The organism is Streptomyces resistomycificus (genome assembly GCF_001514265.1).
Lineage (GTDB): Bacteria > Actinomycetota > Actinomycetes > Streptomycetales > Streptomycetaceae > Streptomyces > Streptomyces resistomycificus.
Genome location: NZ_KQ948988.1, coordinates 1,240,462 through 1,251,880, shown reverse-complemented (window position 1 = coordinate 1,251,880; position 11,419 = coordinate 1,240,462). Strand labels below are relative to the sequence as shown.

Sequence of the window (11,419 nt, the reverse complement as noted above, 5' to 3'; positions counted from 1 at the left end):
CCGAGGCGATCATCTCGAGGGTGGACTGCTGGCGCTGGACCTCGGCGTCGACCGCGGCGGCGATCTCCGGGTCGAGCTCGTGCAGCGACTGATTGAGCAGGGTCATCGGCGGTCTCCTTGGGTGTGGGCGCGGTGGGCGGCGCAGGCGTCGGCGGACAGCGCGCCGGCGATGTCCTCGGCCCGTGGCCGCAACTGCCGGCTACCGGTGTGCAGGGGTGCGGGCAGGGGGAGTTGAGGCGGGGAGCTCATGAGACGGCGGCCGTGGCGGTGGGGACGAGGGTGCGGCGGAGACGGTTGAAGAACTTCGGCTGATTGAGCGAGAGCACGGCGACGGGGATGCCCTCGCGCCGGTAGACGGCCGTGAAGGAGCGGCTGTCGACGTCACCTTCGACGACTTCGGGCTCGGCGTCGGGCGTGACGTGTCCGGCGAGCTGGATGCGTACCTGGTACTGGTCGGACCAGAAGTACGGCGCGGTGAGCGGGGCGGGGGCGGACACACCGGTCAGCAGTGTGCGGGCGGCGGTCCTGGCCTGCTCGGTGGCGTTGCTCCAGTGTTCGATGCGGGTGTGCCGTCCGGTGAACGGGTTGGGACAGCGGGCGACGTCACCGACGGCGACCACGCCGGGGACACTTGTCGAGCAGCCGGCGTCGCACACCACGCCGTCGTCCACCTGCACGCCGGAACCGGCGAGCCAGTCGGTGGCGGGCCTGACACCCACCCCGACCACGACGACGTCGGCGGGCAGCACCAGCCCGCCCGCCAGCCGTACGCCCGTGACCCGTCCCTCGCCGATGAGTTCCGCCACGCCGGTTCCGCACAGCAGGCGAACCCCGTGATCCTTGTGGAGCGAGGAGCACACCAGCCCCATCCGGCGCCCCAGTTGGCGTTCCAGCGGTACGTCGAGCGCCTCGACGACGGTGACGTGGAGCCCGAGCCGGCGGGCGGTGGACGCCACCTCGGCGCCGATGAAACCGGCGCCGATGACGACGACCCTGGGCCGGCCGTCCAGCAACTCGGCGCGCAGGGCCTTGGCATCGTCCAGGGTGCGCAGGGTGTGGACACCGGCCAGTCCGTCCGCGCCGGGGAGCGTCCGCGGGCTGGCGCCGGTCGCGACGACGACTCCGTCGGTACGCACGTGCCGTCCTCCGGCCAGAGCGACGGTACGGGCGAGGGAGTCGAGCCGCACCGCGCGCTCGCCGAGCAGCCATTGCACGTCCAGGTCCTCGTATTCGTCCGCGTCACCGAGCGCGAGCGCGTCGGCGTCGAGGTCCCCTTTGAGGAAGTCCTTGGACAGCGGCGGGCGGTCGTAGGGAGTGTGCCGCTCCTCCCCCACGACGACGATCTCGCCGTCGTAGCCCTCCGCGCGCAGCGCGCGGACCGTGCTCAGTCCTGCCAGCGACGCACCGACGACGGTGATGCTCCTCATGCGGACTCCAGAGAGAGTGTTTCGCATAACACAACGACGTTCTCTATGCGCAACATGCTTCGGGTGGCATGCCGGGGTTGTCAAGAGGGTGGAGTGGCGCATCAATCCCTCATGGCGCTCAATGTTGCGCGATTCGCAACGAAGAACCCGTCCATCTGCCGAAAGGGCCACAACAGCAGGTGGACGGGCGCGGCTGGGGAGGGGGGCGGGGAGGGGTCAGTGCGTGGACCGTGCCTCGAGCTTGCTCTGCAGCCAGGTGTGGAAAGCACCGATGTGGTGCTCGCTGGGCACCAGGACGCCGCCCTTGGCGTACATCCGGGAGCTCATTCCGGGCTGGGTGCGTTCGCAGGCGTCGAAGTCCTGGCGGTTGACCCGGTCGAAGAGTTCCACGGACCGGCTGACGTCCTTTCCGCCGTCCACGACGTGCGGGAGGTAGAGCCAGTCGCACTCGACGACCGTGCGGTCGTGGGCTATCGGGTACATCCGATGGAAGATCACGTGGTCGGGCACGAGGTTGACGAAGACCTGCGGCCGGACGGTGATGGCGTAGTAGCGACGGTCCTGGTCCTCGGCGACCCCGGGAATGCGGTCAAGACCCTCGGATCCGTCGACGGTGAAGCCCTGGACCTCCTCACCGAACTCGGCACCATGGCCCACGTAGTACTGGGCCGCATAGCCGTCCGCGAACTCCGGCAGCACCTCGGTGAGTTCGGGATGGATCGTGGCGCAGTGATAGCACTCCATGAAGTTCTCGATGATGAGCTTCCAGTTCGCCCTCACGTCATAGACGATCCGCCTGCCGACCGACAGGTTCTCGATCCCATAGCGCTCGATCGACTCGACGTCGCCCAGGCGGGAGACGACGTCACCGATGACGTCCGCCTCGAAGGAGGGCGGATTCTCCGCCAGGCAGACCCACACATACCCGAGCCACTCCCGTACGTGGACGTTGATCAGCCCGTACTCGGTCCGGTCGATGTCCGGCATCGACGTCAGGTTGGGCGCGGCCACCAGCTTGCCGTCCAGTCCGTAGGTCCAGGCGTGGTACGGGCACTGGAAGGCCCGCTTGACCTCGCCGGACTCCTCGGTGCACAGCTTGGCCCCGCGATGCCGGCAGATGTTCAGGAACGCCTTGACCGAGCCGTCCCGGGACCGGGAGATCAGCACGCTCTCGCGTCCCACCTGGCAGGTGCGGAAAGCTCCGGGCCTGGCCAGCTCGGAGGCGCGGGCCGCACAGAACCACATGGCCTCGAACACCCGCTCCTGCTCCTGGGCGAAGACCTCGGGGGCCGTGTAGTACTCGCCGGGCAGCGTGGGGATCAGGCTGGGCGGCAGGTTCGTGATGGTCATCGTGTCACCTTCGGAAGATGTCAGACGCGCACGCGGCGGGGGTCGAAAAGGTCGATGGAGTGGTCGGTGGTGCCTTCGGTGGCCAGATCGGCGAGGATCTCGCCGATCACGGGGACGAACTTGAAACCGTGGCCGGAGAAGCCGCAGGCCACCGTCACCTGCGGATGCTCGGGGTGCCGGGCGACGACGAAGTGCTCGTCCGGCGTGTTGGCGTACATGCAGGCCGCGGCCTTGAGGAAGCGGCCGGGCAGGGTGGGGATGCGCGGGCGCAGGTACTCGGCCATGGCCGCGATCTCGTCCGGGTGGATCCGGCGGTCGAGGGTGTCGGGGTCGCTGGGGACGCCCTTGCGGAAGAAGGCGACCTTGGCGCCCCCGTCGGGGCCGTCGAGGGAGGGGAAGCCGTAGATCTGGGTACCGTCCGGGTCCTCCCAGATGTAGACGGGGTGCCGGTCGGCGGTGAACGGGCCGGTTCCGCCCTCGGGTTGGAACCAGTACATGACCTGACGCTCCACGGTCACGCTCACACCGAGGTCGGCCAGGAGCTTCGGCGCCCAGGCCCCGGGGGCGATGACGAGCCGGTCGGCGGTGTAGGCACCACGGTCGGTGACCACCCAGGCCCTGCCGCCCGGGCCGTCGGCCTCCCAGCCGAGGACCGTTTCCGCGAAGTGCAGATCGGCACCGCGGGCCCGGGCCAGGTCCAGGTGGGCCGTCACGGTCGTCTCGGGCCGAGTGATGCCGGCGTTGCGCTCGTAGAAGGCGACGTCCTCGGCCGCCGGGTTGAAGGTGGGGAAGCGGCGCCGGATGTCGGCGGCGCCCAGGACCTCGTGGTCCAGGCCCCACTCGTGGGCGCTGCGCAGGGTGCCGGCGAAGGCCGCGCTGTCCTCACGGCCGATCATGAGACCCCCGGTCTCGGTGAAGACCTCACGGCCGGAGTCGGCGGCCAGCTTCTCCCACAGTTCTCGGGCACGCAGGAGCAGGGGTACGTAGGCCGGGTCCTCGAAGTAGGCCTGCCGGTAGATACGTGATCCACCGTGGCTGGCGCCGAGGTTGTGGGCCGGGCCGAAGCGCTCCAGGCCGAGCACTCGCTTGCCGCGGGCGGCGAGGTGACAGGCGGCTGCGCTGCCCATGCCGCCCAGGCCGACGACGATCACGTCGTACGAAGAGGCCATGTGTCCATCTCCTGGTAGTCGTGCCGACGGGATTCCGGTCCCGCCGGCGCTCGGGCCGGTTCAGCGCCGGATGGGGGACATCTCGGGGTCGGACAGGGGCTCGGCGGCGGTGAGGGCCGCGCCCCCGGCGCCGAAGTACTCGATCTCCACCGGGGCTTCGGGAGCGGTGTGTCTCCCCGCCCGGCCGGCCGGCCGGGCGCACACGACGGCGACCCGGCGCCGATCACGAGGACCTCGTCGTCGCCTATCAGCCGGACGTGGTGGCCCGTCTCCCGCGTTTCACCGCCCGGTTCGAAGGTGTCGGAGGTGACGAGGGGCTCGATCCGCGCGGTCACAGGACCACCACCGAGCGCAGCACGTCGCCGTCGCGCATCTTGGCGAACGCGGCCTCCACGTCGTCCAGAGTGATCGTCTCGGTGACGAAGCCGCCCAGATCGAAGCGGCCCTGGAGGTAGAGGTCGATCAGGGCGGGGAAGTCCCGGGAGGGCAGGCAGTCCCCGTACCAGGAGGACTTCAGGGCCCCGCCGCGACCGAAGACGTCCAGCAGCGGCAGGGTGAGGGTCAGCTCCGGGGCGGGGACGCCAACGAGGACGGCGGTGCCGGCCAGGTCACGGGCGTAGAAGGCCTGCCTGAAGGTCTCGGGGCGGCCGACCGCGTCCACGACGACGTCGGCACCGAAACCGCCCGTCAGCTTGCGGATCGCCTCGACGGCGTCGGTCCTGGAGGAGTCGACGGTGTCCGTCGCGCCGAACTGCTCGGCCCACTTCAGCTTCCGCTCGTCGACGTCGACGGCGATGATGCGTCCTGCGCCGGCCACCTTGGCGCCCGCGATGGCGGCCATGCCCACGCCGCCACAGCCGATCACCGCGATCGAGTCGCCGCGGCCCACGCCGCCTGTGTTGACCGCGGCGCCGAACCCGGCCGTCACACCACAGCCGAGCAGCCCCGCCGCGGCGGGAGAGGCGGTCGCGTCCACCTTGGTGCACTGGCCGGCGGCGACCAGGGTCTTCTCGGCGAAGGCGCCGACGCCCAGGACCGGGGAGAGCGGGGTGCCGTCCGCCAGGGTCATGGGCCGGGTGGCGTTGTGGGTGGCGAAGCAGTACCACGGCCTGCCTTTGCGGCAGGCCCGGCAAGTGCCACAGACAGCACGCCAGTTGAGGACGACGAAATCGCCGGGAGCGAGGCCGGCGACGCCCTCGCCGACCGTCTCGACGACACCCGCCGCCTCGTGGCCGAGCAGGAAGGGGAATTCGTCGTTGATCCCACCCTCCCGGTAGTGCAGGTCCGTGTGGCAGACGCCGCAGGACCGCACCCGCACCAGCGCCTCACCGGGGCCGGGGTTCGGCACCAGGATCGTCTCCACCGAAACCGGTGCGCCCCGCTTCCGGGCGACGACGGCGCGTACCTCGTGTGTCACGGTCGATCTCCTCGTCGAGGGGACGGCCGAATGCGATCTACGGGATCTTCGGCCTGGTGTTCTGGATGGCGGGAGGACGTCGATCGCTCCCCCGGAGCGATCGACGAGGGGAGGGGGAGAACTTCACCGGGGCCCTGACGAGACCGGTACCGGGCCGCTGACCGAGTTGCACATAACGCAACTCCATTCGCAATGAGCAACGATCGACCAAACTGTCTCCCTGTGGCCACCCTCTGTCAAGGGGTTGGCCGGGCGGACTTGCCGTCCGCCGCCGGACCTCGCGCCGCACCGTGGTCTTCCGCCGACGAACAGGCGGCCCTAATGTGCGGGGAGAAAGTCGGCGCCAAGCGCCCAACCGGCGTCTTGTCCGGTCACTCTGACCCCTGGCCACACGCCGACGAATACGTATAGTTGCGCTATGGGCAACCACACCGCAGATAGCGAAACGGCAGGTCCCGCGGTGAACGGAGTGCAGTCCGTCGACCGCGCCGTCAGCGTCCTGGAGATCCTCGCCCAGCGTGGCGAGGCGGGCGTCAGCGAGGTGGCCGCCGAGATCGAGGTCCACAAGTCCACCGCGTTCCGTCTGCTCGGGGCACTGGAGGCGCGCGGCCTGGTCGACCAGACGGCCGAGCGGGGCAAGTACCGGCTGGGCTTCGGGATCGTGCGCCTGGCGGGCGCGGTCACGGGACGCCTCGACATCACCCAAGAGGGCCGGCCGGTGTGCGAGCGGCTCAGCGAGGAGATCGGCGAGACGGTCAACATCGCGGTCCTGCAGGAGCACTTCGCGGTCAACCTCTGCCAGGTACACGGCCCGGGCGCGGTCGGCACGCACAACTGGGTCGGGCAACTCACCCCGGTGTACGCCACGTCGAGCGGCAAGATCCTGCTGGCCCACCTACCGGCGGAGGAGCGCGCCGCCGTGCTCGCGACGTGCGAGGTGGAGAAGCTGACGCCGCGCACCCCGACGGCCGGGACCAGGCTGGAGAAGGACCTCGCCGAGGCGCGGGAGCGCGGGTACGCGGTGACGCTGGAGGAGTTCGAGATCGGACTGCACGCCCTGGCCGCCCCGATCCGGTCCCGCGACGGCGAGGTCATCGCCGCGCTCAGCGCCTCCGGTCCCGCGTACCGCTTCACCGAGGGACGCATCCACGAGGTCGCACCCCTGCTGGTCAGGGGCGCTGAGGAGATCAGCCGCCGGATGGGCCACCTGGGCTGAGGCTCGACGGGACGCTCAGCGCAGCGGTGACCGTGCCGACGCCGCCTCGACGCCCCAGCGGGCCGTCACCCGTACCGCGTCCAGTGTCGAGACGACATCGTGCACCCGCAGGCACCAGACGCCCTGCGCGGCGGCGAGCACGGACACCGCGGCCGTCGCGGCATCCCGCTGCCGTGCCGGGCGCGGTTGTCCCGTCGCCCGGTCCGCCAGCAGACGGCCCAGGAACGACTTGCGTGACGCGCCCACCAGGACGGGACGACCCAGTGCACTGACCTCCCCGAGGCGGCCCAGCAGCTCCCAGTTGTGCTCGGGCGCCTTGGCGAAGCCCAGCCCGGGGTCGACGATCAGGCAGCCGGGCGGGACCCCCGCCTCCAGCGCGGCCTCGATCCTCGAACGCAGCTCGTCGAGCACGTCGCTGACGATCTCGTCGTACAGGGCGTTCGCCTGCATGCCCGCGGAGTGCCCGCGCCAGTGCATCACCACGTACGGCGTGCCCGCCCGGGCCATCAGCGGCAGCATCGCGGGGTCGGCGAGGCCCCCTGAGACGTCGTTGACCATCCGCGCACCGGCCTCCAGCGCGCGGGCGGCGACCTCGGCCCGCATGGTGTCGACACTGACGATCGCGCCCGTCGCGGCGAGTTCCCGGACGACGGGCAGGACGCGTCGCAGCTCCTCCTCGATGGGCGGGCGTGCCGCGCCGGGGCGAGTCGACTCGCCGCCCACGTCCACGATGTCCGCACCCTGTTCGAGCAGCGCGAGCCCGTGCGCGACGGCCGCGTCCGCGGCGAACGACAGCCCGCCGTCGGAGAACGAGTCCGGGGTGACGTTCACTACGCCCATGACCAGGGTCTGGCCGGGCCGTGGCAGCCCGTGCGGGTGGAGTACCGGTGTTCCCGGGTGGGTGGGAGTGGGGGCGTGGGCGGTGGCGGTCATGGGTGTCCGCCTTTCGATGCGTATGACGAAACCTGCTGCCAGAACCCGCTCAGACGTATTCCGTCGCCGCGTCGAGCAACCAGTCCGTCAGATAGCCGGCGAACGAGGAGCGGACCAGGACCCAGAATCCGGCTCTGGGTTCGTCCCGGGCGACCAGGACGACCTGCGTGCGGCCCAGGGTGGTCTGGGCGCAGCGTCCCGAGCCGAAGACCCGCGGGTGCAGGTCCAGGGAACAGCCGTGGGCCAGCAGGTCATGGGCGCGAGGGCCCGTGACGAGGAGCGTGGTGCGCTGCGCGGAGACGTCGGTGACCGAGACCGGCTCGTCTCCCGCGGCCTCCCGGATCCGGCTCTCCACCTCTCGTTCACCGCCCGGCGGTCCCACCACCAGCCATTCGTCCGGGCCGAGCCACAGCGCGGTCAACTCCCCCGCACGTACGACGGTGTTCGGTTGGAGGGGCAGCTGGAGACCCAGTGCGAGCCCGACGGCTTCCGCCGCCGTTCCCTTGGCGTCCAGGCGCACGTCGAGCTGGGCCAGGAAGGGGAGTTCGGCCAGCCGGATCGCACCCCCGGACGTGCGAGTCGCGGCGGCCAGTCGGCCGGCGACATGCGACAGAGGGCTGCGGAGCGGGGCGGTAAGGGCGGTGTCAGCCATCGCGACGGGCTCCCTCGGGGTCGTAGAGGACGGGGCTTGCCACGGTCACCGGCACCAGTTGGTCGCCCACGGGGGCGTACAGACGCTCGCCGATCCGATTCCGGCCACCCTTGATCAGGGCGAGCGCGAAGGTGCGGCCGAGGGCCGCGCTGCGGTAGCTGGAGGTGACGTGGCCGAGCATCGGGACGGGCGGGGCGGGAAGCACGCTGTCGGCCACCAGGTGGGTGCCCTCGGGCAGGAAGGCGCCGGGGTCCTCGGGGAGGAGGCCGACCAGGTGCTTGCGGTCGGGGCGGAGGTTGTCCGCACGGGCGTATGACCGCTTGCCGACGAAGTCCGGCTTCTTCTTCGACACCACCCAGCTCATGCCGAGGTCCTGGGGAGTGACGGTGCCGTCGGTGTCCTGGCCGATGATCGGGTAGCCCTTCTCGGCTCGCAGGACGTGCATGGTCTCCGTGCCGTACGGGGTGATGCCGTACGGGGCGCCGGCCTCGTACAGTGCCTCCCACAGGGCGAGGGCCTCCCAGGGCGAGACATTGATCTCGTAGGCGAGTTCGCCGGAGAAGCTGATCCGGCACACCCTGGCCTCGATGCCCGCGACGGTCGTCTGTCGCCATGCCATGAACGGGAAGTCGTCGTTGGCCACGGCCAGTCGGGGGGCGAGCGAGCCCAGGACCTCGCGGGAGCGGGGGCCGACCAAGGCGACCGTGGCCCACTGCTCGGTCACGGAGGTGCAGTGGACCTTCAGCTCGGGCCACTCGGTCTGGTGCCACTCCTCCATCCAGTCGAGTACGGCGGCGGCGTTGCCCGTCGTCGTGGTGACCAGGAAGCGGTTCTGGGCGACGCGGATGACCGTGCCGTCGTCGAAGACCATGCCGTCCGGGCGGCACATGACGCCGTAGCGGATCATGCCGACCTTCAGGGTGCTCATCATGTTGGTGTAGAGCCGGTCAAGGAGGACCCCCGCGTCCGGGCCCTGCACGTCGATCTTCCCGAGGGTGGAGGCGTCCATGAAGGCCACGCCCTCGCGGGCGGCGGCGCACTCGCGCAGCACGGCCGCCTCCATGTCCTCGCCGTCCTGCGGGTAGTACCAGGGACGCTTCCACTGGCCGACGTTCTCGAACAGGGCGCCGTGCGCGACATGCCAGTGGTGGAGGGCCGTCGTGCGGACCGGGTCGCTCAGCGTGCCCCGGTCGCGGCCGGCGAGCGCGGCGAAGGAGACGGGTGTGTAGGGCGGGCGGAACGTCGTCGTGCCGAGTGCCGAGATGTCCACGCCGAGCAGTTCGGCTACGACGCCGCTGGCCAGGACTCCGGAGGTCTTGCCCTGGTCGTTGGCGGTGCCGGCCGTGGTGTACCGCTTGGTGTGTTCGACCGAGCGCAGGCCGGCGCCGGTCGCGCGGGCCAGGTCGTCGACGGTGACGTCGCGTTGGAGGTCGACGAAACGGGGAGCGTCCGAGGCGCCCGGGAGGACGTACACGTGCATCGGTGGCGTCTGCCGCGGCTGGGCGGCCACCTCCGGGAGGCGGGGCGCCTCGGGCGTGTACCCCTCGGCCTCGACGGCGCGGGCACCGGCGGCCGCGCCCTGTGCCAGGACCGTCGCGGGGTCGAGGACGCCGCTCGCGCCGCCCACGACCTCGACCGCCTGGCGGCAGGTGTCGGGGACGAAGGAGCCCAGCGTCTCGTCGTGGCGCAGCCTGCCGCCCGACTGGCTGAACAGGTGTGCCACCGGGTTCCAGCCGCCGGAGACCAGCAGCAGGTCGGCGGCGAACTCCCGCCGCCCCGCGGACTCTCCGTACGGTGCGACGGTCACGGTGGTGAGGCGTGCCTCGCCCTCGGTGCCGGTGACGGCGTGGCCGGCCAGCACCTCGATCCCGGCCGCCCTCGCGCGCTCGGTCCACTCCCCCGGTCCGGGGCGGGTGTCGACGATCGCCGTGACGGCCAGGCCGGCCGCGGTGAGGTCCAGCGCTGCCGCGTAGGCACTGTCGTTGGTGGTGAGGACGACGGCGCGGCGGCCCGGCAGGACACCGTGGCGGTTGACGTACGTGCGGGCCGAGGAGGCCAGCATCACTCCGGGGCGGTCGTTGTCCGCGAAGGCGAGTGAGCGCTCGTGGGCGCCGGTGGCGAGGACTACGCGGCGGGCGCGGACGCGCCAGACACGTTCGCGGGAGACGTTGTCGGGGGCCTCGGCGCCGAGGTGGTTGGTACGGCGCTCGACGGCGACGAGGTGGTTGTCGTCGTAGTAGCCGAAGACGGTGGTCCGGCGCAGGACGCGGACCTCGGGGGCGGTGTCGAGCTGTCCGGTGATCTCCCGCACCCAGTCGAGGTGTTCGGCCGTGCCCAGGAGGCTGCCGCCCGGCTCCGACTGGTCGTCGGCGAGGATGACGCGGGCGCCGCTTCTCGCTGCCGCAGCCGCGGCCGCGAGGCCTGCCGGACCCGCGCCGACGACCAGCAGGTCGCAGTGGGCGTGTACGGCGTCGTAGCGGGCCGGGTCCGGTTCGGTGGCGAGACGGCCCTGGCCGGGAAGGCTGCTCGCCACGAGGCCGTCGTAGAGCTCGACGGTCGTCGCGGGCAGCATGGGCTCCGGGAAGGGCTCCTCGATCTGGACGACCGCGTTGGGCTCCTCCACACCGGCGGAGAAGATGCCGCGGGGGCGGCCGAGCTTGATGCTGGTGCCGGCGTGGATGACGCCGTTCGCGAGGAGGGCGGAGGCGAGGGTGTCGCCCCGGAAGCCGCGGTATTCGGTGCCGTCGAAGGAGAAGGTGAGGGGGGCGTCGCGGTCGATGCGGCCGCGGGTGGGGTGGCGGAAGGGCTGGCCCGCTGCGGAGCCGCTGATGAATGCGGCTTCGCCCCCGCCGCCCCTGCCCGTCCCATCCTGGGGGCTGCCGCCCCCAGACCCCCGCTTCGGCCCTGAAGGGGCCTCGTCCGCCAGCGCCGGACGGGCTGGTTGTGGACGTGGCTGAGAGACGAACGGACGCGGCTCCGCTGTCGCCGGGCGCTCCTCCCCCGTCCGGTACACCGCCAGGATCTCGTTCGACGACGTGTCCCGCACCGCGTTGAACCAGCGGCGGCAGCCCGCCGCGTGGCTCCAGCGTTCGGCGAAGGGACCCTTCGTGTTGTCACGGAAGAACAGGTACCGGGCCCACTCCTCGTCGCTGAGGGCCGCCGGGTCCTCCGGATACGGCACGTGGGCCTGGCCGCCGTAGTGGAACTCGGCCTCGTCGCGGGGCCCGCACCACGGGCAGGGGATGAGCAGCATGG

The 11,419-nt window shown here is 71.4% G+C and carries 9 protein-coding genes; 1 reads left to right on the top strand and 8 read right to left on the bottom strand.

Going from position 1 to position 11,419, the window contains the following annotated elements:
- Positions 1-102 precede the first annotated feature (102 nt).
- The 5 genes from AQJ84_RS43705 to AQJ84_RS05295 all read right to left on the bottom strand — a co-directional run bounded on the left by AQJ84_RS43705 (position 103) and on the right by AQJ84_RS05295 (position 5,363).
- The gene (locus AQJ84_RS43705) at positions 103-249 is read right to left on the bottom strand and encodes a hypothetical protein (RefSeq protein WP_198536280.1); all 147 of its coding nucleotides are present in this window, start codon (positions 247-249) and stop codon (positions 103-105) included.
- The gene (locus tag AQJ84_RS05310) at positions 246-1,427 is read right to left on the bottom strand and encodes an NAD(P)/FAD-dependent oxidoreductase (RefSeq protein WP_030037496.1); all 1,182 of its coding nucleotides are present in this window, start codon (positions 1,425-1,427) and stop codon (positions 246-248) included. Before AQJ84_RS05310 ends, AQJ84_RS43705 begins: the two co-directional genes overlap by 4 nt.
- Positions 1,428-1,643: 216 nt before the next feature.
- Positions 1,644-2,777 carry an aromatic ring-hydroxylating oxygenase subunit alpha gene (locus AQJ84_RS05305; RefSeq protein WP_059198797.1) on the bottom strand — a complete coding sequence of 378 codons (1,134 nt, stop codon included), beginning with the start codon at positions 2,775-2,777 and terminating at the stop codon, positions 1,644-1,646.
- A 20-nt stretch (positions 2,778-2,797) separates the two neighbouring features.
- Complete coding sequence (solA, locus tag AQJ84_RS05300) at positions 2,798-3,946, bottom strand: N-methyl-L-tryptophan oxidase (protein ID WP_030040928.1); 1,149 nt, start codon at positions 3,944-3,946, stop codon at positions 2,798-2,800.
- 331 nt (positions 3,947-4,277) lie between these two features.
- Positions 4,278-5,363 (bottom strand): S-(hydroxymethyl)mycothiol dehydrogenase, encoded by a 1,086-nt coding sequence (locus AQJ84_RS05295; RefSeq protein WP_030040927.1) that lies wholly within the window; start codon positions 5,361-5,363, stop codon positions 4,278-4,280.
- Between the two features lie 418 nt (positions 5,364-5,781).
- On the opposite strand from AQJ84_RS05295, the gene AQJ84_RS05290 reads away from it, so the two are divergent.
- Positions 5,782-6,579: an IclR family transcriptional regulator gene (locus AQJ84_RS05290; RefSeq protein ID WP_051869986.1), complete on the top strand. Its 798-nt coding sequence runs from the start codon at positions 5,782-5,784 to the stop codon at positions 6,577-6,579.
- A 15-nt stretch (positions 6,580-6,594) separates the two neighbouring features.
- On the opposite strand, the gene folP is transcribed toward AQJ84_RS05290, so the two are convergent.
- The 3 genes from folP to AQJ84_RS05275 are packed head-to-tail and all read right to left on the bottom strand — an operon-like array spanning position 6,595 to position 11,417.
- Positions 6,595-7,512, bottom strand: coding sequence for a dihydropteroate synthase (folP, locus tag AQJ84_RS05285; protein ID WP_030040925.1), 918 nt, complete (start codon positions 7,510-7,512; stop codon positions 6,595-6,597).
- A gap of 49 nt (positions 7,513-7,561) precedes the next feature.
- A complete protein-coding gene (locus AQJ84_RS05280) occupies positions 7,562-8,164 on the bottom strand; it encodes a sarcosine oxidase subunit gamma (RefSeq protein WP_030040924.1) in 603 nt (200 codons plus the stop codon).
- Entirely contained in the window at positions 8,157-11,417 is a 3,261-nt protein-coding gene (locus AQJ84_RS05275; RefSeq protein WP_053193818.1) for a sarcosine oxidase subunit alpha family protein, read from the bottom strand. The genes AQJ84_RS05280 and AQJ84_RS05275 overlap by 8 nt, the downstream gene beginning before the upstream one ends.
- Positions 11,418-11,419 lie beyond the last annotated feature (2 nt).